General features: G+C 36.0%; 18 protein-coding genes. 8 read left to right on the top strand and 10 right to left on the bottom strand.

Annotated elements, in window-relative coordinates; genetic code table 11:
• Position 1: 1 nt before the first annotated feature.
• The gene (locus EV200_RS16505) at positions 2 to 595 is read left to right on the top strand and encodes a DUF1579 domain-containing protein (RefSeq protein WP_229676859.1); all 594 of its coding nucleotides are present in this window, start codon (positions 2 to 4) and stop codon (positions 593 to 595) included.
• Positions 596 to 633: 38 nt separating this feature from the next.
• Here EV200_RS16505 and EV200_RS16500 read toward each other — a convergent pair whose 3' ends face one another.
• Together EV200_RS16500 and EV200_RS16495 are read right to left on the bottom strand one after the other, a co-directional pair.
• Positions 634 to 1,530: a DUF72 domain-containing protein gene (locus EV200_RS16500; RefSeq protein ID WP_132534598.1), complete on the bottom strand. Its 897-nt coding sequence runs from the start codon at positions 1,528 to 1,530 to the stop codon at positions 634 to 636.
• A gap of 239 nt (positions 1,531 to 1,769) precedes the next feature.
• The gene (locus EV200_RS16495; RefSeq protein WP_132534596.1) at positions 1,770 to 3,158 is read right to left on the bottom strand and encodes an arginine decarboxylase; all 1,389 of its coding nucleotides are present in this window, start codon (positions 3,156 to 3,158) and stop codon (positions 1,770 to 1,772) included.
• Positions 3,159 to 3,730: 572 nt separating this feature from the next.
• Between EV200_RS16495 and EV200_RS16490 the strand changes: the two genes are divergently transcribed.
• Entirely contained in the window at positions 3,731 to 3,964 is a 234-nt protein-coding gene (locus tag EV200_RS16490) for a hypothetical protein (protein WP_132534594.1), read from the top strand.
• 169 nt (positions 3,965 to 4,133) lie between these two features.
• On the opposite strand, the gene EV200_RS16485 is transcribed toward EV200_RS16490, so the two are convergent.
• From EV200_RS16485 to EV200_RS16475, 3 genes are all read right to left on the bottom strand, one after another.
• A complete protein-coding gene (locus EV200_RS16485; protein ID WP_132534592.1) occupies positions 4,134 to 4,712 on the bottom strand; it encodes a PhnA domain-containing protein in 579 nt (192 codons plus the stop codon).
• Between the two features lie 174 nt (positions 4,713 to 4,886).
• Complete coding sequence (gene ctlX / locus EV200_RS16480; RefSeq protein WP_132534590.1) at positions 4,887 to 5,801, bottom strand: citrulline utilization hydrolase CtlX; 915 nt, start codon at positions 5,799 to 5,801, stop codon at positions 4,887 to 4,889.
• A gap of 153 nt (positions 5,802 to 5,954) precedes the next feature.
• Positions 5,955 to 7,406, bottom strand: coding sequence for an arginine deiminase family protein (locus EV200_RS16475; RefSeq protein WP_132534588.1), 1,452 nt, complete (start codon positions 7,404 to 7,406; stop codon positions 5,955 to 5,957).
• Positions 7,407 to 7,603: 197 nt separating this feature from the next.
• Here EV200_RS16475 and argS point away from each other — a divergent pair, with 197 nt between their 5' ends.
• Genes argS through EV200_RS16460 form a run of 3 tightly spaced genes read left to right on the top strand, consistent with a single transcriptional unit; the run spans position 7,604 to position 10,833 of the window.
• A complete protein-coding gene (gene argS, locus EV200_RS16470; RefSeq protein ID WP_132534586.1) occupies positions 7,604 to 9,376 on the top strand; it encodes an arginine--tRNA ligase in 1,773 nt (590 codons plus the stop codon).
• A 52-nt stretch (positions 9,377 to 9,428) separates the two neighbouring features.
• On the top strand, positions 9,429 to 10,193 hold the full coding sequence (locus tag EV200_RS16465; protein ID WP_132534584.1) for a sulfite exporter TauE/SafE family protein: 765 nt from the start codon (positions 9,429 to 9,431) through the stop codon (positions 10,191 to 10,193).
• Between the two features lie 7 nt (positions 10,194 to 10,200).
• On the top strand, positions 10,201 to 10,833 hold the full coding sequence (locus EV200_RS16460) for a DNA-3-methyladenine glycosylase family protein (protein WP_132534583.1): 633 nt from the start codon (positions 10,201 to 10,203) through the stop codon (positions 10,831 to 10,833).
• Between the two features lie 67 nt (positions 10,834 to 10,900).
• On the opposite strand, the gene EV200_RS16455 is transcribed toward EV200_RS16460, so the two are convergent.
• Entirely contained in the window at positions 10,901 to 11,425 is a 525-nt protein-coding gene (locus EV200_RS16455) for a protease (RefSeq protein WP_132534581.1), read from the bottom strand.
• Between the two features lie 22 nt (positions 11,426 to 11,447).
• A complete protein-coding gene (locus tag EV200_RS16450; protein ID WP_132534579.1) occupies positions 11,448 to 12,569 on the bottom strand; it encodes an AI-2E family transporter in 1,122 nt (373 codons plus the stop codon).
• A 258-nt stretch (positions 12,570 to 12,827) separates the two neighbouring features.
• Between EV200_RS16450 and mnmE the strand changes: the two genes are divergently transcribed.
• Entirely contained in the window at positions 12,828 to 14,186 is a 1,359-nt protein-coding gene (gene mnmE, locus EV200_RS16445; RefSeq protein WP_132534578.1) for a tRNA uridine-5-carboxymethylaminomethyl(34) synthesis GTPase MnmE, read from the top strand.
• Positions 14,187 to 14,689: 503 nt separating this feature from the next.
• On the opposite strand, the gene EV200_RS16440 is transcribed toward mnmE, so the two are convergent.
• Together EV200_RS16440 and EV200_RS16435 are read right to left on the bottom strand one after the other, a co-directional pair.
• Positions 14,690 to 15,640 (bottom strand): hypothetical protein, encoded by a 951-nt coding sequence (locus tag EV200_RS16440; RefSeq protein WP_132534576.1) that lies wholly within the window; start codon positions 15,638 to 15,640, stop codon positions 14,690 to 14,692.
• 197 nt (positions 15,641 to 15,837) lie between these two features.
• Complete coding sequence (locus tag EV200_RS16435) at positions 15,838 to 16,518, bottom strand: hypothetical protein (protein ID WP_132534574.1); 681 nt, start codon at positions 16,516 to 16,518, stop codon at positions 15,838 to 15,840.
• 1,218 nt (positions 16,519 to 17,736) lie between these two features.
• On the opposite strand from EV200_RS16435, the gene EV200_RS16425 reads away from it, so the two are divergent.
• Positions 17,737 to 18,576 carry a PRC-barrel domain-containing protein gene (locus EV200_RS16425; RefSeq protein ID WP_132534571.1) on the top strand — a complete coding sequence of 280 codons (840 nt, stop codon included), beginning with the start codon at positions 17,737 to 17,739 and terminating at the stop codon, positions 18,574 to 18,576.
• Between the two features lie 211 nt (positions 18,577 to 18,787).
• Positions 18,788 to 19,567, top strand: coding sequence for an NIPSNAP family protein (locus EV200_RS16420; RefSeq protein ID WP_132534569.1), 780 nt, complete (start codon positions 18,788 to 18,790; stop codon positions 19,565 to 19,567).
• 203 nt (positions 19,568 to 19,770) lie between these two features.
• On the opposite strand, the gene EV200_RS16415 is transcribed toward EV200_RS16420, so the two are convergent.
• Positions 19,771 to 21,657: a patatin-like phospholipase family protein gene (locus EV200_RS16415; RefSeq protein ID WP_132534568.1), complete on the bottom strand. Its 1,887-nt coding sequence runs from the start codon at positions 21,655 to 21,657 to the stop codon at positions 19,771 to 19,773.
• Positions 21,658 to 21,740: the final 83 nt, after the last annotated feature.

Below are 21,740 nucleotides of genomic sequence, written 5' to 3'. Positions count from 1 at the left end.
AATGTTGAATAATCTAATCCTGATAACTGGTCGTTACGTCGCCCATTACAATTTACAATTATCATTCAATATTCAGCAATATTATTTAAGTTTGAGTATGGCACAAAATAAATTCGAGCAATCTCTGGCAAACGGGGCTCATCAAAAACTTCAAGATTTAGTTGGCGATTGGTCAGGAATTACAAAAACATGGTTTGAAAAGGATGTTTTGGTCGATGAGTGCCTATCAACAGCAAGAATCACCTCAATTTTAGATGGCCGTTTCATTTGTTATGATTATCAAAGTAGTTTGGAGGGAAAACCTTTAATAGGAAAAATGATTATTGGTTTTGATATCCCTTATCAGAAATTTACTTTTAGCTGGATAGATAGTTTTCATATGGGTACGCAAATGATGCAGGCTACAGGCGAGCCTACAGAAAATGGATTTTCAATTTTAGGCACTTATGGAAATCCGGAATATGGTGATCAACTATTTGGCTGGCGTACTGAACTTGAAATTATTAATATTGACGAAATCATTTTTTTAGCTTATAATATCATGCCAGGGGAGGAAGAAACAAAGGCTATTGAAGCGGTTTATAAGCGCATATAACCCTTGCAGTTTTTAGGGGAAATGCAAGGGTTTTAAATTTAGAATAGCGAAGGCGAGATTTGATTAGCCATTACCGGAATTTTCAAATCGATTCCAAGGGCCTTATTTAATTTTTCTGTGAAGTAGGCAGAGAATAACGGCGAGGATAGTTCTACATTTTGGTGAACAAAGAAGTAGAGGTTTTCCAATCCTTGTTTTTTCCATTCTGCTATTCTTTCCACCCAGTCATCCAAACGCTTTTTATCTATTTCATCTACATTTGCGCCCACAAATCTGATAAATGCCGTTGGTGTGGTTAAACGCATGTGCAGCATATCTCTGCGACCGGCGGTGTCTACAATGATGTTCGTGATGCCATGATCTTCAAATAATTTAGCAAATTCAGTTGCTATGGCAGCGTTTGAGAACCACTCCTGGTTTCTCACTTCCACGCCTAAAGGAATCACTTTGGGAAATTCATTTACAACGATTTTTAATCTTTCAAAATCTTTTGGTTTGAAATTGTCGTGCAACTGTAGAAAAGCCATTCCCAGTTTATCCTCGAAATTACTAATCGCATCGCAAAATTGCTCCACAGGTTCTTTAACGTTAATGAGCCTTTTGAAATGACTTACTGTATTGGTAAGCTTCGGGAAAAATTTAAAATCTGCTGGTGTTTTTTCTGTCCAGGTGATGACTTGCTCACTTGAAGGCATACCATAAAAAGTTGCATTCAGTTCTATGGAGTTGAATTGAGTAGAATAGTAAGTGAGTTCATCTTTTGTTCCCTTCGGATAAAAACCCTTTAGATCTGCTTTATTCCATTTGGCACAACCTACGTAAGCATTGAAATCCTGCTTTGATTTATTTGCTTTCAAGATTGCCGCTGTTTCAGGAGCATCAGATGGGAGGGTATAATCTATAATGGTGGGGTCGTCTACTTTACCGAATTGCATATGATATGGTTTAACTTAACCGCTAAGTTAGCAAAGAAAATTACGCAAAGAAAAACATTTTACGCCATCACGTCATTGCGAGGCACGAAGCAATCTATTTAGCAAAGAGATTGCTTCGGCGGCTGAAAAACCGACTCGCAATGACGAAACCTATAAAAAAAGCGCCAAGTAAATACTTAGCGCTCTTAGTTTTTTTAGACGCATGGAACTCAAACTCCAAACGCTCAACTCCAAACTTATTAGTAACCCAGTATCTTCAATACCTGCTTACTATTCTGTTCTTCTCCAAAAACCTCAAAATTAAAGCTTTCATCGCGGTTTCTGCGGATCAATACATGTTTCGGGCTTGGCAGTAAGCAATGGTGAATTCCACCATAACCGCTTAAAACCTCCTGGTAAGCACCAGTATGAAAGAAACCTAAATACTGTACCTTACGCGTTTTCGGCATAAACACACTGTTCATATGAGCCTCCTGATTATAGTAATCCTGTCCATCGCAGGTAATACCCCCCAAGTTTACCCGTTCATATTCCGCATCCCAGTTGTTAATTGGCAATAAGATGTACTTTTGGTTTAACGCCCAAACATCAGGTAAGTTAGTGATGAAAGAACCATCTAACATTAACCAACGCTCACGATCATTTTGTTGTTTACGACCGAGTACTTTGTATAGAATACCAGAGGCCTCAGCTACGGTATATTTACCAAATTCAGTAATAATATCTGGCTCCATTACCTCGTGTATAGCACAGATTTCTTTAATCCGCTTTACAATTTCGTTTACCATGTATTCGTAATCGAAATCGAAAACTAATGAATCTTTAAATGGCATCCCACCACCAATATCAAGAGTATCTAAATCAGGATTGATTTTTTTGAACTTGCAATAAAGTGTTACATATTTCTCTAATTCATTCCAGTAATAAGGTGAATCTGTAATCCCGGAGTTAATAAAGAAGTGTAATAATTTTACACGGAAGTTCGGGTTGTGAACGATTTTATTGTTGTAGAAATCAATAATATCTTCCATACGCACACCTAAGCGGGAGGTGTAAAATTGAGAATCAGGTTGCTCTTCAGCTGCAATCCGGATCCCTAAATTGCAAGGCGTTTCAATATCAACCTCATCATCAAAAAGATTAAATTCCTCTTTATTATCCAATACCGGGATGATATTAGTATATCCATCATGCAACATATCAATAATATATTGCTTGTATTGGTAGGTTTTAAAGCCGTTACAAATGATCGTCGTATCTTTAGTTAAATGACCCTTTTTCTCTAAAGCATCAACCATTGGCATATCAAAAGCAGAAGAAGTTTCAAGGTGAATGTTGTTCTTCAATGCCTCTTCTACAATATGTTTAAAGTGCGAGCTTTTCGTGCAATAACAATATTTATAATCACCACGATAGTTGTTCTTCAAAATGGCAGTCTGGAAAAGAATCTTCGCCTGTTGAATCTTCTTACTTACCAGCGGTAAATAGGTGAAACGTAGGGGGGTACCATAAGTTTCAATCATTTCCATCAGGTTTAAATCCTGAAAATATAATTCATCATCTATTACATCAAAGCCTTCTTGTGGAAAGCCAACGCTTAGATCGAGAAATTCTGAATAACTCTGCATTTAATCTTAAATAATTTTTGCAAAAATGTAATTTTAAATCGAGAATTAATCTTTATTAAAAATATTTTTACTGTAGAGAAACGCATTAGTTTTACACAGAATATGCTCACCTCACTTTTTTAAACCTGAATAGGCACGATGAGTGTAGTTTAATATTTGAATAAGCGGAATATTTCCTGCAGCTATCTTAAATTTTAGCAGATCATAATATGTTCTCTGCGTAGATCATTTAAATCAGCGGGAAAGTACTTTATTAGCTTTGGAAAGCAAAATCTATATTTCAATTAAAGATTAGTCCTGCTTTCCGTTTTACTTCCCCCGATAGAAAAAACCGGGATTCGTGCGCACTCCATCAGGTTTAGATTCATCAGGCTTATGCTTATATTTACGTTTGAATAGCGAATCTAATATTTTTATTAACGAAATATTAGATAATTCATTAAATTAATGAGCTATTAATCAGTATTTAATATCTTATTTTAAATTTTTTAAAGTAATTTTAAACTTAGATCGTCTACACCCTTAGGTAATTAATCAATATTAAGGAATACTTATTTATAATCATCCCAATTATGATCTCGATCTTTAAAACAAATATTCAATCAGGCATTGAATTGAATAACATCTCTCATCATTTAAATACTTTGCTTTCCGGTGCTACATGGAGTGTAGATTTGTCGGATTCCGACAAGATTTTGAGAATCGACTCTAGCCTGGATAAAATCAGCGATGCTGTTTCTCTATTAACTAAGTTTGGATATAATTGCGAGAATTTACAAAACTTCTATGCACCACCGGTGTGGTAAATTAGATAGGAGATTATTGCTGAACATTATAATGTTCGGGGGGAGACAAAAAAACTAAGGCATCATACTAACGCGGCCGTCATTGTGAGAAACGGTTTTTCTCCGTTTCGTGGCAACCTCATTGCTGCTGATGCTGCAGCAATGAGGTTGCTATTTCATAAAAAAATGATTATCCCTTTCTCAAATACTTAGTCAAAATTACAATCGTTTGTCCCTCAACTTTACCTTCAATTTGTTCGGTATTGTCGTGTACTAAACGGATATTTTTAACTACTGTGCCCAATTTTGCGCTTAATGTTGATCCTTTAACATCCAGTGTTTTAACCAATACAACTGTATCTCCTTCATATAGGCGAGTGCCATTGCTGTCCTGATGAAATTCTACAGTTCCATCTGATTCATGGTCGCCGGTTTTTTTAGCCCAGTCAAGTGTTTCCTCATCAAGATATAGAATATCCAGACTATCTGATGCCCAGCCTTCATTTCTTAATCTGCTTAGCATTCTCCAGGCTACTACCTGTACCGGGGGAAATTCAGACCACATGGTTTCAGTTAGGATTTTCCAGTGTGCTACATCAAGTTGTTCTGTTTTTTCAATCTGATCTAAGCAAGTTTTACAAACCAAAATACTGTTATCACTATTGGCATTGCTGATTGGTGGAACTTCGTATACGCTTAAACCTGTATCTGCTGTGCATAATTCGCATTTGTTTCCTGACCGTGTTTGGAGTTGTTTTACTAAAGACATAATTGGTGTTGTAATTTTCCGCGAAAGTACTAAAACTTATTGGAATGGAATGTTGTGGTGTATCACCAACCAGGGAATGAGAGATTACAAGCCCTTGGGTGGTGACAAACCGAACAGCTTAGTTAAATTTGGGTAGTTGTTTAGTGAGTCACCAAACAAGGATTCGGATGAAGCTTATTTCTTTGGCAAATGAATCTCTGCCAACATACACCTTGCACTGCCACCACCATTTTTTTCGATCGTATAAATTGGTGCATAAATGATTCGGCTAAAATGTTCCAATGAGGCAACTTGCTCTTTTGAAAGTGATAAGTAGGCTTGTTCAGACATCACTAACAAACTTTCACCATTTTGATCAGCTACCTGTAGCATATTACCTGCGAAATGGTTCATTTGATCAAGTGTAATCTCTATGATCGTTTTTCCGCTATTGGTAAGCTTTAACATCACCGCCAATTTTTCTTTATCATTCCGAATCGAATCCAGACAAATCACCGCGAAACGATCTCCAATGCACATCATCACATTGGTGTGGTAAATCGGGAAGTTTGTATTGTCTACGGCTTGAAATGAAACGGATTCGTAACCAGTTAACATGCAAAAGTTATCCAATACTACCTGGTCGGTACGAACACTTAAACAAGCATATGCGATCTTATTTACACGATCAAGCACCATGCTCCCAGTTCCTTCTAAAAATGCGTATTGCATTTCATAGAAACTTAAGTCGCTCACATGATTCACTTCAAACTTTTCTTTTAAGCCCTCTAAAATATCTTTTCTGCGTTCTAACCGGCGGTTTTCAGAAAACATCGGGTAAAGGTAAATCGAGCCATCATCGTGAAAGGAAACCCAGTTGTTTGGAAAGATAGAGTCTGGTGTTTCTGGCTGTAGGGTGTCGTCAATAACCGTAACATCAACATCGTTTTTCCTGAGCAATTCAACAAAGCCATCAAACTCTTTTAATGCCTGATTCTGAACATCGCTTTCTAGTGATGCCACTTGAAATTTATTATTTGCAGCGGTTTGCTCGTTAAATTTGAAGTCAACCGGGCGGATCATTAAAAGGTGGTTGGTTATTTGTTTCATTAGTTTAATCTTTCATTAGTCATTAGTACATTAGTTCACTTGTCAAATCGTTCATTGGTCATTAGTTCAATCTTTCATTAGTCAATTAGATATTAACTAACTATCAATTTTATTACGCAAAGGTTATGCACCAATATCCAAATAAACCAATGACTAATAAACCAAGTTGTCTCTTAAAATAGGTAAACTCATGCAATGGAAACCTCCACGGGCACGTGATAATTCCGCTGATGGCATTAAAATCAAGGTGTCGGTAATGGTTTCTGCATCAGCTTTGCCACTTTCCAGGTCCTGAATTAAATCTTTCACATCAACTACATCAAATCCAGCTGCTTTAAACGCCTCTACGGTTTTGTCATTTCTGTCGTAACCTAAAACTACACCTTCTTTTATGGCTAAAAGGTTACAGGAATCTGTCCACTGCTCTCTGGAATCGTAAGGGAACTGGTTATTTCCGCTGTAAATTATTTTTGTTGGTTCAGTGCTTTTTAAATCATTCTGACTAATATCGTTTAGCAATGCCTCCACATGTTCAAAATGTTTGGGTTCCTGTGGATTCGCTTTTGTAAACTGAATGGCAGTTGTAGATTCTAACGCTTCCGGCTCTTTTAAAAAGTTGATCGGCTCATAAGGATTGTATTTTGGCGAATGTGCAATAGAATTTAAGATCACCCAGGTGTTGCGTTTAACTTGTGTAAAAACAGTATCCAAGTGCATATAATCGCGTTTGCTTGGTATTTTAACTACCGTTACCTTCTCCACTACATCATGATCAAACAATAACTTAATCGCCTCATTGGCACCGTGTTCCGAAGTTCTTTCGCTGCAACCAATCAATACATGGTTCGGGCTTACCATCATGACATCGCCACCTTCCAATGTTGTGCTAAATGCAGGTTCATCACCCGGGCGTAAAAAGTGCATGGTCACATCCGGAATTTCAAGTACATTCTTTTGATAATCGGTAAACAATGGGTGATTGAAAAAGATGTAACGCATTAAAAGCGTTTCGCGAACACGAGCTTTTTTTGCGGGCTTGTTTAATAAAATATAGTTATTGATTGTAGTACCCACGTCCCTGGTGAAGATTAAATTTGGAATGGGTGCAAAAATCATGGTATCATTCGCCAAAGTTCCTGAAATAAAGATTTCGGCAAGCTCCTTCGGATCGGTATTGCCCAATTCAATTTGAACCTTATACGTACACCCTTCAATAGCACAAACGGCAGCCACTAATTTTTTACGGATTGATTCATTCTCCAGCATCTCGCTTAATAGATTCTGAATTTCGATGACTGCTGTGGAATTGTGAAAATCAGGATGGTTAGGCTTATAGAAATTTCTATTTCCTTCTTCTGAATCTATCTGAGCAAGTTTTCCCTTGATTTTTTCAGGATCAAGAAAATACATTAATAACTTGATGTAATAATCGTATTCATCCTTGCGGATCGTATCCAAATGTACAATATCTTCAAAAAGCCAATCTTGTGCTTTAGAGGGAACCACTTTCCCCAGGCCACTATCCGGACTATGAATTAATAATTTACGCAACCGACCGATTTCGGTGTTTACGCTCACTTCGAAATTTTGATTTTCTACGCTCATGAATATTTAGTTGATGCAAAGCTATTAGAATTTTTCAAAAGTCCGATGTCTCAAGATCGAAGTCACCAGATATTGAATGTGATGAAATCATACAAATAAGCATTCTACGATGATCTATTGACTTTGGTCTTATTCAATGCGAACTGAACTTCGGACTTCTGACTCCTGACTTCGGACTTTTTTATTATTTTTACGCCATGAATTTTATTATTACCGAAGCACAGAAAGCTATTCGTGAGCTCTATCAGGAAGAAATTGCCGAAAGTGTGGTCAATATACAGGAAACCCGTAAAGAATTTGAGGGGCAGGTTACGCTAGTTGTTTTTCCGATTACCAAGCTTTCTAAGAAATCACCAGAGCAAACCGCAAATGAAATTGGTGAATATTTAGTGGAGAATGTAGAAAATGTAACCAAATTCAACGTTGTTAAGGGGTTTTTAAATTTAAGTATCGCTGAGGGTTATTTCTTAAATCAGTTCAATAATGAAATTTTAGCGTCTGATTTCGGCGTTTACCCCTCTAATGGCAAAAAGGTAATGGTAGAATATTCTTCGCCAAATACCAATAAGCCACTTCATTTGGGTCATGTTCGTAATAATTTGTTGGGATATTCGGTTTCCGAATTGCTAAAAGCTTATGGTTATGATGTGGTGAAGGTTAACCTGGTAAACGACCGTGGAATTCATATTTGTAAATCGATGCTGGCCTGGCAAAAATGGGGGAATGGCGAAACACCAGAAAGCTCAGGCTTAAAGGGTGATCACCTGGTGGGTAAATATTATGTGATTTTTGATAAGGAGTTTAAAAAGGAAATTGAGGCATTAAAAGCTGAAGGACAAACCGAAGAAGTAGCCAAGAAAAATGCGCCGCTCATCAAAGAAGCACAGCAGATGTTACTTGCCTGGGAAAAAGGAGATGAAGCGGTAGTTTCACTTTGGAAAACCATGAACGAGTGGGTTTACGCAGGTTTCAACGTGACTTATAAAAACCTGGGAGTAGATTTTGATAAGTTTTATTACGAAAGTAACACTTATTTACTAGGGAAAGATACGGTTGATGAAGGCTTGGAGAAAGGTGTTTTCTTCAAAAAAGAAGATGGTTCGGTTTGGATAGATTTAACTGCTGATGGTCTGGACGAAAAACTGGTTTTACGTGCTGACGGAACTTCAGTTTACATTACTCAGGATTTAGGAACTGCTGAAATGAAACACGACGATTTCAATATGGATGAGTCGATTTATGTGGTGGGGAATGAGCAGGATTACCATTTTAAAGTGTTGTTTTTAATCCTTGAAAAACTAGGAAAAAGCTGGGCCAAAGGTTTATACCATTTATCATACGGGATGGTGGATTTGCCAAACGGAAAGATGAAAAGCCGCGAAGGAACGGTAGTAGATGCCGATGAGTTGATTGAAAGCATGATTACTACTGCTCGTGAAAAAACAGAAGAGCTGGGTAAAACAAGTGACTTTCCTGAAGAAGATAAAGCAGAATTGTATAAAAATATCGGTTTGGGTGCCCTGAAATACTTCCTTTTGAAGGTTGAACCTAAAAAACGTTTATTGTTTAATCCTGCAGAGAGCATTGATTTTCAAGGTAACACAGGTCCGTTTATTCAGTATACCCATGCCAGAATAAAATCACTTCTAAAAAAATCTGATTATCATTTTGCAGTTGGGAATGATCAGTTTTCAGGAATATCAGATGTAGAACTGGAAATGATTCTTCAACTGGCTAAATACCCTTCAGAGATTGCTGTTGCAGCCAAGGCTTATAGTCCGGCGAGTTTAGCAAACTATCTCTATGAACTGGCTAAATTATTTAATAAATTTTACCATGAAGTTCCGCCAATTGTAAAGACAGAAGAAGGCGATACAAAACAATTCCGTTTAAATCTTTGTAAAAAAACTGCTGATGTGATTCATGCCGGGATGTTGATTTTAGGAATTACTTCGCCAGAGCGGATGTAAGACAAAAGAATTGAAATAGAGAATAAAGGTGGTGATCTAAAAAAGATATTTCTTGATAAATGAATTGATTTTACTTTGCCTGGTGGCTTTTGCAGCAGGTTTTATAGATGCTATTGTTGGTGGCGGAGGTTTATTGCAAACGCCTGCCACCTTACTCATTTTACCACATTATCCGGTGGCCACCTTATTAGGAACCACCAAAATTCCTTCTCTAGCAGGTACCACCTTGGCGGCTTTCAAATATGCTAAACAAGTTAAATTCAACTATAAAGTGTTATCAATATGTGCTGCGATGGCATTTATTGCAGCACTTTTAGGCGCATTTTTGGTCAGCCGGATTGATAATACTGTAATTAAGCCCATCATTCTGGTTGTACTGATTTTGGTGGCGCTTTACACTTATTTCAACAAGCAATTTGGCATTCATCAGGAAAAAAATCATTCTGTAAAAAAGCAGGTACTTATGGCTGCACTCTTTGGGCTGGTTATTGGGTTTTATGATGGCTTGATCGGGCCGGGAACAGGATCTTTTTTAATTTTGGTTTTTATCGCCGTGTTGGGGTTTGACTTTATAGGTGCTAGCGCACATGCAAAGATTGTGAATATGGCAACCAATTTGGCTGCGATTATTTATTTTAGTTATAGCGGACACATTCTTTATCAGTACGCTTTGCCTATGGCCCTTTTTAATGTAAGCGGGGCTTATTTTGGAACCCGTCTAGCTTTACTCAAAGGGAATAAATTTGTCCGTGTATTTTTCTTAATCGTTGTTTTTGGAACCATATTAAGGTTCGCCTATGATATTTTGTTCAAGTAAGGTACTTATGGTTAAGGTTTTTGATTTAAATAATTACCATCAGCTTTGCGATTTATTGGCAGAACAAGATCCTGATCTAGCAGGTATTATGAACCGATATGGCTATCCACCTTTTTGGTCAAGGCCAAATACTTTCGAATCATTGGTGCATATCATTCTCGAACAACAGGTATCACTAGCTTCAGCGTTGGCGGCATTGAATAAACTGAAAGCTAAAATTGGAGAAATTAATCCTGAATCCTTTCTGCAGCTCAATGATGAAGAACTAAAGGCTTGTTATTTCAGTCGCCAAAAAACCATATATGTCCGTGATCTGGCGCAGAAAATAATTAATGGAGCTTTATCTTTAAGTGCATTGGCATTACTTCCCGCTAATGATATCCGCATTCAACTTAAAAACATTAAGGGAATAGGAGACTGGACGGTAGATATTTATCTCGCTTTTACACTACATCACTGCGATATTTTTCCGATAGGAGATCTCGCCGTAGTGAATGCCGTCAAGAGTTTGAAGAAACTACCAAAAGATGCTAAAAAGGAAGATTTGTTGGAAATTTCAAATATTTGGAAACCATACCGAACGTTGGCGGTAATGTTGCTTTGGCATTTTTACCTGGAGGAGAGAAAAGTAAAAATCTGAGCTTAAATAAAAAGCATCGCTAAAATTAATCAACGATGCTTCTATGGTTAACAAATAAGATCAGACCTTAATTGCCGATGTAAATTTTTACGCTATCGGGTACAACAATCCCACTCACGGTAGCCGAATTATATTTAATGGTATAATTTCCCGCCTTTGTAATTGTATAAGCATCTGCCAGATTAAAATCTGCACTGGTACTGTCTCCGGCATTTAATTTCTTATAACTATCAGCGGGAGGAGGCATGATTCGCTTTGCCATTGCACCTTTATAATCAATAGGAGTATAATCATCTAAAGCAACATCCAGATATTTACTCATCAATCTTTCAAAGGGTGTGTGCCAGATGCAAAATTTCGCAACGGTATCTGTATTATTATAAACTGAAAATCTCATGTTAATGGGGCCGCCAAGTTTAGGCTGACCAATTACCGATAATTTTCCAGTTATGGGATCCATCTTTTTTTCAGCTTTTGCTTCTGTTAGCAAGGTCGTATCTTGCTTCCCGACAGCTTTTTCTTTACTTTTAAAACTGTTACAGGCAGAAAATAAAATGCTACAAATTGCAATGGTCAGGCTTATCTTTTTCATATTTTATGGGTAATTAATTTAATTATTTATCTAAACCAGATTTAGTTTCTATTGGTCTCTTTTTTCTAAAGGCAGGAAATGTCATCGGACTTCGTGAAGGTCTTTCGTCACCTAAAAGCACACCCCATTGTTTGAATGATTCCGTACGATCGAATACAATTTTCAATACCGCAACAATTGGGAGCGCCAGAAACATTCCGGAAATCCCTGCGATACTTCCGCCAATAAATACACCGAGGATGGCAAATAGCGCATTGATCTTAACTTTTGAACCTACAATTCTAGGCATCAGGATGTTATTATCCAAAAACTGAACAAGAGCAATAACGCCCAAAACGGTGATTACCGGCCATAATTCCTGAGAAGAGGTCAAGGTTAATAACACACCGATCAGGTTTCCGATTAAGGCACCCACATAAGGGATTAAATTTAAAATGGCGAAGATCACTCCAATTAACAAAGCGTGTTTTATGCCAATTAGCATTAATATTCCACCTAACAAGATGGTCATATAAGTAATCTGGATTAATAATCCGATCAGGTAACTTTTAATGATTGATTCCGTTTCGTAAATGGCTTCCTTAACCTTTGGATGGTCATCGGTTTTGAACCACATAAAGATAAATCTTAATAAAATATCTTTGTAGAAAAGCATTAAGTAAATGTAAATGGGCAATAACCCGATAAAAACAAATATCCCACTTAAAGTAACTGCTGCACCACCAGCCAATGAGGTGCCCATATTCATTAAATCATCGCTTTTATCTTGAATGAAAGCTTTTTGCTGTTTATCATTGTAGTGGGTAATCCTGCTCACCCAATCGCTTAATGAGTTAATGTGTTGGGTAACATTGGCCTTAATTTGAGGGAAATCTTTAACCAGCATTCCAATTTGATTGGAGAAAAACCATACAATTAAAGCAACAAAAAGCGCAACCAGCAGAATGGGTAAAACAATGGATAATGTTTCAGGAACTTTTTTTCTTTTGAGGAATCGATATACTGGAAGCAGCATAATACTGATAAAAAATGCCATCAACATCGGCATAATAATATCTTTTGCAATGACCATAACGGTCACAAGAGCCATCAATCCGAGGAGCTCGATTGATCGCCTTACAGTTAGCGGAAAATTGTTTGTCATATATGGTTTATCTGATTGATGTCTAAACACACACCTTAAGGAAATGTTTTTATTTAGCACAAAAGGAATGTTTAGGGGGAGGCGTTAGATTACGGGAGGTGGTAAGTTGGTTGAAAGGTTAAATATTTAGAAGGTTAGGTAGGTTAGCAGGTTAGCGGTTTAGAGTTGTAATCTCATCTTCTATTTCGATGGAAAAATTACTTCTCAAACACGATAAAGCCGTTAATTAGCCTTAATTTTACATTTTTTAAATTGAACATGAACGATCAAGATACCATCATTGCTTTATCAACACCTTCAGGATCGGGCGCTATCGGCGTTATTCGCCTGTCAGGACCTGATGCCATTTCTCTTACCAATCAAGTTTTTGCAGGAAAGGATTTAGCGCAGCAAGCTTCACATACCCTTCATTTTGGCTTGATCAAAGATGGTGATCATATTGTTGATGAAGTGGTAGCTGGCTTATTTGTAGCACCTAAATCCTACACCAAAGAGCATGTGGTTGAAATTTCTTGTCATGGATCTAATTATATTATTCAGCAGATCATTAACCTTCTCATCAGCAAAGGAGCGAGGGCTGCAAAACCTGGGGAATTTACTTTAAGGGCCTTCCTGAATGGTGCATTTGATTTGAGTCAGGCGGAAGCAGTAGCTGATTTAATCGCTTCAAATTCTAAAGCTTCGCATGATGTGGCCATGCAACAGATGCGTGGTGGTTTTGCAAATGAACTCAAGGCTTTACGTGAACAGCTTATTCATTTTGCTTCAATGATTGAACTGGAGTTGGACTTCGCGGAAGAGGATGTAGAATTTGCCAACCGCGAGCAGCTTACCATTTTAGTGAATAAAATTAACCATGTGCTGCGAAGATTAATTTCTTCTTTCGAAATGGGTAACGTGATTAAAAATGGGGTTCCGATTGTAATTGCCGGAAAACCGAATGTAGGTAAATCGACCCTTTTAAATGCTTTATTAAATGAGGAGCGGGCCATCGTTTCTGATATTGCGGGTACCACCCGTGATACCATTGAAGATGAACTCACCATCGGCGGGGTAGTTTTTCGTTTTATTGATACTGCCGGAATCCGTGATACAGCTGATATTATCGAGGCGCTTGGCGTAGAGCGCACCCTTGAAAAAATGAAACAGGCCAAACTCATTATTTATATGGCCGACCCTGTCCAAACAACTGCCGAAATTGAAGAGCAGGTAAGGGGTTTGAAACAATTGGAAATTCCTTATCTGATTTTACTTAATAAGGCAGACTTAATTTCTGCTGAACAGCGAAAAGCTTTTGAAGCTTTAGAGGTTGTTTTCTTATCTGCCAGAGAAAAAGTGGGCATAGATGAGCTAAAAACTACTTTATTGGAACAAGTGAATCTGCACCACATTAACACTAGCGAGACTTTGGTTACCAATATCCGCCACGTGGAAGCGCTTAAACAAACTGAAAATGCATTACAAAGAGTGCTTGATAATGTAGACAATCCGGTAACTTCTGATTTTCTGGCAATGGATATTAAGCAGGCGCTACATTATTTAGGTGAGATCACAGGGACAGTTACAACTGACGATTTGCTGGAGAATATTTTCACGAAGTTTTGTATTGGAAAGTAAATTATCATATTAAAACAAAACAAAAACAAATAAGTTATTGAATTCTAGGTAGTTATAAATATTTTTTATTTTAATATTACTCTGTTATTTTGTATTATTTTTTGTTCCTCATTTTTAATTTTTTCAAAATTCTAAAAAAAAGATGAGAAATCATTGGCCTTAACAACGTTTAACGACATCTAAGCAATTTAACCACGCATAAAATATTTTTTATTAAACATTTAATAAATTTAGATAACAATGAGTTCGAATATTAGCATCACAGTATCTTAACACTGTTACCTAAATAACACTTAAAGAACTTTTTCACCTCAATGATTTATTTGTATTTGTACAAGACAAGAGGTGAAAATACACTATTGTTCAACAGTACAAGACTGAAACATATCATGGTAAAATACTTTTCTGGGTATTCTATTACCATCACCAAATTTCAATTGAAAAACTGCCCTTAAATTTTGCAATCAGCCCGCCTGACGCAAAGCCTTGTTGTATATTGTGCTTTATTCTATTTTGATTGTTAATGTATTCGATTTTATTTTTAATGTTGTTGAACCATCTTCAGTTACGTTATAACTTCCTTTGTCATTAGGAACAAACTTATTGAAATAGTCCGTATTACTTTTGTGGATGAAAAAATCGTAATTACTTGGTCCTATTTGAAATGTGCCCTTTGATTTTGATAGAAGACTTAATTCTAAAATTAACGTTTTAATAAAAAGTTCATTCTCTACTTTTCCCATTGATTGTCTGCTATTGAACATATTCCAATCAACATTTACAATTTCAAATTTTTGTTCAATCAATTTTTCAAAATCATCTATTCCTGCAATATTGTCGATAGTTTCTTCAACACTAACATTTATTTTGTTTTCCTTTCCTGTCAGCGAAAGGTTTTTAGGAGAAGAATGTATTCTTTTTGTTTGTGAAAATTTTGAATATTCATAAAGACTGATTTTAATGGTGTCAGTTTTATGATATGTCTTTTTTTCTGTCGACCAAATTACTTGTACGGCATCTTGGTCGATTTTAATTTTCTCTACCACATTAATAGAAAACGGCGTAGTTTTATATACTTTCCCTTTATATCTTACCGACAAAATAGGGGATTCAATTTTACCAAGTTTTGTAGGTTTTGCATAGGTATAAAAAGAATAAAATGTCTTAATGACTTTATCGTTGTCACCCGTCAATTCACTCTCTTTTATTTTGCTTAATGTCCTATCTAATTTATCGGTCAATTCCAAGCCATTAATTTCCGTATTACTACTCCAAATACTATCTGGCTTTTCTTCGAAATGAATAGTAAAATCAATAGATTTTCCAATTTCAGCTTCAGGTTGCACAACAAACTGCACAAATTCTTTTTCATTTTTGGTTTGACAAGAGACAGATGCAAAAGGGAAAATTATAATTATTAGATATAGGAAGCAATTATTTTTTAGTTCGTTCATTTTTTTGCTTTTATTTAGGTGTGTTCGTATAATGCGGTTATTTAGCATAGCATACAACGTTTTTGGGCTTTGCTCCGGATGTGAAACGTAAGTTCGATGAAGTCAAATCGAAGCACAACAGTCGATATTATTACTAAAGTTAAAATGAAAAACAGCTGTTGAATTTTGCATTCAGCCAGCCTGAGGAAAAATCCTTGTTAGCTGATTTCATTTATTGTTAATCCTTTTTGGGATGCTTTTTTAAATTCAACTGCCCCAAAAAATTCTGAATATTTAAAATCAAATTCTATCATTTCATGTAATTTATGTTTCCTAATTTGTTTAAGGTATGCAACGTTTTCTTTTAGGAAGTTATTGAGTAAACGCTGTCCATCTTCAACGGTTTTATAACTTAAAACTGTCTCTATTGGTAATACTTGTCCTCTTTTATCATAATTTGTCCAAGAACCATTATTTTCTATAAGCTCTTCAATAAGTAAATTGATATTATTAAACTTTTCAAAAAATGGTAATATGTATTCCTCTATTTGATATAAGAATTCTTCCTTAAATTGTTTTTTTGCAATTTCAGATTTCATAATATTCCAAGTTTTCCAATTTTGTAATGGTGTTAAATATCCTAATTGATTTGTTACCATAATACCACTTTCGTCTTCAAAGTTGTCTTTATTCCATCGTTTTACTGTTTCAGAACTTATTGATATATGAACAATAATATCAAAATAGGAATTTATTTGGAAAGCAATTTCTTGTGTAATATCACAGTTAAGTTTTCGCTTAAAAAGCAATCCTTTAGATAAAGTTTTAAAACCGTATATAGACAATTTCTCTTCTAATTCTTTACAAGCTGTAACAGCAAATTCTCTTTCAGGTCTCATATTTTTATAACATTAGCCAACGTTTCGGGCCTTTACGTTGGAGCGGGCAATCATAGCACAAAAGCTATGATTCAATTGAAAAATTACTGTTAAATTTTGCAATCAGCCGCCCGACGCAAAAACCTTAGTTGTTATTCATTCAGTTCGGAATTTGTTAATTCTTCTTCTGAATATTAAAAATTCTAAAGTTGTAAAAAAGAGATAAATTATTGAAAAAATTAAAATATTTCTGAATATAGTAACCGTATTATTGTATAAAAGACTGTCAGTTAATATGGTTATAATTATAAAAATGACACAAAATAATGGGATTCCTAAAAATGTTAATAAGGATAGATAAAGATTATTTCTAATTTTATTTATCAGATTTAGAAAAAGAGCAAACGAACAAAAAGCCATTGCAATGAGATATATAAATGAATACGCTAAGTTTAATAGTATATCTAAAATTTGTAAAACCGATTCAAGAAAATTTCCATCAGCGTGATTTGTTTCTGCAATTACTATTCTAAAAGTAACGAATAACGCAATACTCATTAAAATGTTAATTAACCAAAACTTAAATATAATTCTTTTCATTTTTGTACTGGCATCTATTTAAAATCGGGATGATGTAATAGAATTACTCTTCCCATGTTAAATCTGAATTCAATTTCTGATTTTCAAAATAGCATTTACGGACACTTAAACATTGTTAATCTTTTTCTTAGATCAGCTGTAGGCTCATTTCACCATTTTAAATGTAATATTGAATAGTCTATAAAGCTAATGGGAAATCTACAACTATTTTTTGATCAAAAAACCTTTATTCCAATGATCAAAGTGTAGCTTCATGATATTTATTATTTACGATAATTATATACCTCTATTTAAAATAGCAAACGTAAAAGAAACATGAAATCATATCAATGGAAAAACTCTTTTGCTTACTATACAATAAACCAAATTTCTCATCTCGTCAGTTTCAACAAAGCCCTCAGAAAATTTGTATTTAAATTCAAAGGTTATCGCTAAGGCATCTCATCAGAGCATGGAGCATTAATAAGGGTATGCGTATGTTTTTAATGGAGAACTCCTAAACGAAATCAATTTTATACCGGGTGTACATCAAGATAATACAAAATCCCTGAATCCTTTAGAAGAGTCAAACAAAACCATTTCCTTACGCTGTTGTTTGAAAGGGGAGGGAAAGTGGATTCCCATCAAAATAAATAAACTATGAATTCAGGAATTATTGAATATGTGAACCTCGAAGAATTATCGCAGGGCGATTATAAGGTAATTGATGGTGAGACTGATATTACAGGCTGGCCGGTAAGGGATGAAAATGGTACACAGGTTGGTAAAGTCAGAGACTTATTATTTGATCCGTTGCAAAATGCTATCCGGTATATCATCATTGATCTTGATCAGTCAATTTCTGGTGATGATGAAAAAGCAATACTGATTCCCATTGGCTATGCAAACCTTGGAGATGATAAAAAAGAAGTGATTTTACCCGTAATGACCGAAAGCCAGTTTATGGCTATGCCGCGTTATATTATTGGTGAGGTAACCAGAGATACCGAAGTACAAATCAGATCTGCAATAGCAGGTTCATCTGCATTAGGCGTGGAAGAAGAACCAGTAGCACCGGAACATTCTGAGTTTTATCGCCACCATCATTTTGATAGGGGTAATGTAATTGCTATGCGTAACGCTTCAGAGAATACTAATGCGGAGAAATTATCTACACAACCTATAGTAGAAGCAACGGCGATTCCTGAGATTACCGATACGATTGAAACAACAAATACCCCGAATCTGGGAAATGAAATTCATTCAGCTACAACGCTTCAGGAGTTTTCAGTGGATACTCCAGACGGAACGTTCGGCATTGAGCCTCAGGAAAATGGTACCTATCGGATTTTTGATAACGAAAAGAAGATTGGTGTAATATATGCGGAACCAGGTGAGCAGGGTGTGCGCTGGCGGACAATGGACCAGTTGGGCGACCGCTTTGTTGCGATGATTGGTGAAGCCATCAGGGTACATAACGATTCGTCAGAACAATTATAATATTATAATGAATGGCAGCTGAAAACAGCTGCCATTCATTATATAACAGGTATTTCCTATAAATTTGCAGGATAAGCTTTATTATTTATAATATATCAAAGCAACCGCTCCTTCATCACACTTAAAGCTTTCTCTAAAATTAATCCTCAATTGCATTTCACGTAGAAAATCCCAAATTATTTCTACTATATTGAGCAATAATCTAACTATCATGACTAAACTTAAATACCCTGTTATTAAACTGTTTTTTATTGCATCACTTATATTGCTGTGCAATGTTTCTTTTGCAGCGAAAGAAGCATATTATTACCAGATCAAAATTTACCACATCAAAGATGCCGAACAGGAAAAGAAAGTGGATTTTTATTTAGAAAACGCTTATTTGCCAGCATTGCATCGGTTCGGAATTTCAGGAGTTGGAGTATTTAAACCCATTCAAAAGGATTCTTCAGAACAATTGATTTATGTGTTTATTCCGTTTAAAAAAATCGATCATTATGTGAAACTGGATCAGGCACTGGATAAAGATCAAACTTACCTTAATGCAGGTAAAGACTATTTAAATGCAGCATTCAACCAGGCACCTTTCTTAAGGATTGAATCCATACTATTAAAAGCTTTTGAAGGCATGCCTGTTCCGGCAATACCCAAATTATCATCTCCGAAAGCAGAGCGGGTGTATGAACTTAGGAGTTATGAAGCCAGTACGGAAAAACTCTCCCTCAATAAAATTTCCATGTTTAATGAATCGGAGATCAGCATTTTCACGAAACTTAATTTTAATGCGGTATTTTATGGTCAGGTCATCTCCGGAAGCAAAATGCCAAACCTGATGTATTTAACAACATTCAACAATAAGGCCGACCGTGACAATCATTGGACTGCATTCGGACCTGAATATAAAAAGATAAGCGGATTGCCTCAATACCAAAACAACGTATCAAAAAATGTAACAACATTTATTTATCCTACAGATTACTCTGACATCTAATCTGGATGCTTATAATCATTTCGTAAAGTCTGGAAGAGGATAATTAATTGGTTTAGACAGCTACCAGATTTTAAACAAAAACCAAGATCTATATATAAACTTTTATATAAATCTTGGCTTTAAAACTGATAATGCTTGCAACACCACGATATTCGTGTTAATATTTAATCCGATATTTATTTGCCAAAGCTAAGAAAGTGACGTTATGTACTTGAATCTGCAAGCTGATCAAAAAGAAAATAAGGATTTTCTTTAAATAGAATAAAATCACGTTCCAACATCCCTTTTAATTTTTGTAGTTCAGCCTGATACACAGGATCAAACGAAACATTTTTTCTTTCCAGAGAAATAACATATTCTAAAAGGTTTGCGCAGGTGGTAAACTGCCCCGTGGTGATAATTTTTTTAAGCAATTCTTCCTTTATCTGTATGGCATCAAACCAGAGGGTGGTAGGAGCCAAACGAGCAATTTCAGCAATGGGGTTAATTTTTTCTAAGCCTTCCAACAAGAGCACTTTGTCGGTAGGAGTAGGCAGCCATTTCAAGCGCATTTGATTATTAAAGCGGTTGTTTCTGGCGGCGATATTATAGGTGCTGAGTTCATAAATAAAGTTAGGTACTCTTCTGTTGTCCCATTGCGAATCCTCATAAAAAATCTTATAAATCAACCGCCTTACTTGTTTTAAGTTAACATCTGATACCATCGTTATTGCTGAAGTTAGCCTGGCTTTAATCATTTGCTCCAATACATTCAACCTGGTAAACTGCAGGTAATCCACCAATTTATCGGTTATAATTGCGGAGAAAAACTTTTGGAGACCAAGTTTGACATAGAGGAATTCTTTTAAATTAAAGGTAATGAGATTGCTAATCAGCTTTTTGCCTATTGCTGAATATGCCACTACACTACTTAAAATGGTTAAGGTTGCAGATATACTGGCTAAAATAATAAAGAGTAAGCTTAAGCCGGAATGCTTGAAAATCCATCCCAATGCAGCAAATATCACAAAAGCAATTCCAAAAACAAATGGATAACGGTTAATAGCTTTACCTACTCTTTTAAATTTTGTCAGATAGTAATTAAGGTCGTTTTTTTGCCAACCTTCTTTTTGTTCTACCAACGGACTTTCATAACTGTCCATAAAGTAACTGGCTACATCGGTAATGATGATGAGGTCAAATGGATCTGGTTTCACCCTGCTCCGTCGTTTTTTATCGGCCAGCATCAGGCTGGAAAGTCCCTGGTTATCAGTGATTCCACCATCCATCAGTGCTACGGAGTCGATATGGCTATCCTTTTCTTCCTCAGCTGTCAGGCCGCCTTCTGGTTCAAATGATAACGGAAAACTTTTCTCATTGTAATTTTCATAATAAAGCGCAGTTCTTAATTCGGCAGCAGTAAGTGTCTTTTCCGGAGAATCTACATAACTGAAATCGGAAGGATAAACGATGGCTTCAAATCCCATTGGAAAACAGGAAGAAGATGCCAGGACATCACCCAACTTAATTTTTTTAAAGGTTTCCATCTGTTTATTGTTAAACCAGAGGTAGTTGTTACCAATTACCTGGTGCTGATTATCGGTACCATCAGTCTGGAAACGGAAGCTAAGCCCTCTGTAAAACTCAGTGCTATTGAAACAGACCTCCATCTTTTTCTTGTAGGTTTTTTCAAAAAAAACAGACATGGTTTGCTGTTTGAAAAAGATTTGATCGTAAGCCTTTGCAAAGGAATTGATGAGATTACGTTGCTTGTTATCAGGGCCTTCCAGCCATTGGTTGTCATCATTTAGTGTAGTCAGGGCATGTTCAACAATTGCCTCGCCATTAAGGTCTTGGTATAATTTGCGATAGAAATCGATAAATGGCAGGTTTTGATGAATACTTCTGGCATAAAGCATGGAGGCAATGGTGCCACCAGAAGCTGAAGAAATAAAACTGATCCGGTCAGTTATCGATTGGCCATCGATTTTTAGGTTATCCAGATAACTTAGTGTACCTAATGCATAAGATGCAGCCCGGAAGCCACCACCTGAGAAAGCCATCCCAACGTTTTGGAATGGTTTCAATGTAATGAGCGTATCATTAGTCATTGTTATAAGAAGTTTGAGTATGCGTTAATGCCTTAATATAAACGTATTCCGTTCCCTTATTTAAGGCTAACTAATATAAATAT

It is taken from the genome of Pedobacter psychrotolerans, from assembly GCF_004340665.1.
Taxonomy (GTDB): domain Bacteria; phylum Bacteroidota; class Bacteroidia; order Sphingobacteriales; family Sphingobacteriaceae; genus Pedobacter; species Pedobacter psychrotolerans.
This window is presented reverse-complemented; position numbering and strand designations above follow the sequence as displayed.

Bases quoted from the DNA above. Each gene is read 5' to 3' on its own strand.
- EV200_RS16505 (WP_229676859.1), top strand. From the start codon at position 2: ATGTTGAATAATCTAATCCTGATAACTGGTCGTTACGTCGCCCATTAC.
- mnmE (WP_132534578.1), top strand. From the start codon at position 12,828: ATGAACGATCAAGATACCATCATTGCTTTATCAACACCTTCAGGATCG.
- EV200_RS16435 (WP_132534574.1), bottom strand. From the start codon at position 16,518: ATGAGACCTGAAAGAGAATTTGCTGTTACAGCTTGTAAAGAATTAGAA.
- EV200_RS16475 (WP_132534588.1), bottom strand. From the start codon at position 7,406: ATGAGCGTAGAAAATCAAAATTTCGAAGTGAGCGTAAACACCGAAATC.
- ctlX (WP_132534590.1), bottom strand. From the start codon at position 5,801: ATGAAACAAATAACCAACCACCTTTTAATGATCCGCCCGGTTGACTTC.
- EV200_RS16440 (WP_132534576.1), bottom strand. From the start codon at position 15,640: ATGAACGAACTAAAAAATAATTGCTTCCTATATCTAATAATTATAATT.
- argS (WP_132534586.1), top strand. From the start codon at position 7,604: ATGAATTTTATTATTACCGAAGCACAGAAAGCTATTCGTGAGCTCTAT.
- EV200_RS16460 (WP_132534583.1), top strand. From the start codon at position 10,201: ATGGTTAAGGTTTTTGATTTAAATAATTACCATCAGCTTTGCGATTTA.
- EV200_RS16450 (WP_132534579.1), bottom strand. From the start codon at position 12,569: ATGACAAACAATTTTCCGCTAACTGTAAGGCGATCAATCGAGCTCCTC.
- EV200_RS16455 (WP_132534581.1), bottom strand. From the start codon at position 11,425: ATGAAAAAGATAAGCCTGACCATTGCAATTTGTAGCATTTTATTTTCT.
- EV200_RS16495 (WP_132534596.1), bottom strand. From the start codon at position 3,158: ATGCAGAGTTATTCAGAATTTCTCGATCTAAGCGTTGGCTTTCCACAA.
- EV200_RS16420 (WP_132534569.1), top strand. From the start codon at position 18,788: ATGACTAAACTTAAATACCCTGTTATTAAACTGTTTTTTATTGCATCA.
- EV200_RS16425 (WP_132534571.1), top strand. From the start codon at position 17,737: ATGAATTCAGGAATTATTGAATATGTGAACCTCGAAGAATTATCGCAG.
- EV200_RS16500 (WP_132534598.1), bottom strand. From the start codon at position 1,530: ATGCAATTCGGTAAAGTAGACGACCCCACCATTATAGATTATACCCTC.
- EV200_RS16490 (WP_132534594.1), top strand. From the start codon at position 3,731: ATGATCTCGATCTTTAAAACAAATATTCAATCAGGCATTGAATTGAAT.
- EV200_RS16485 (WP_132534592.1), bottom strand. From the start codon at position 4,712: ATGTCTTTAGTAAAACAACTCCAAACACGGTCAGGAAACAAATGCGAA.
- EV200_RS16415 (WP_132534568.1), bottom strand. From the start codon at position 21,657: ATGACTAATGATACGCTCATTACATTGAAACCATTCCAAAACGTTGGG.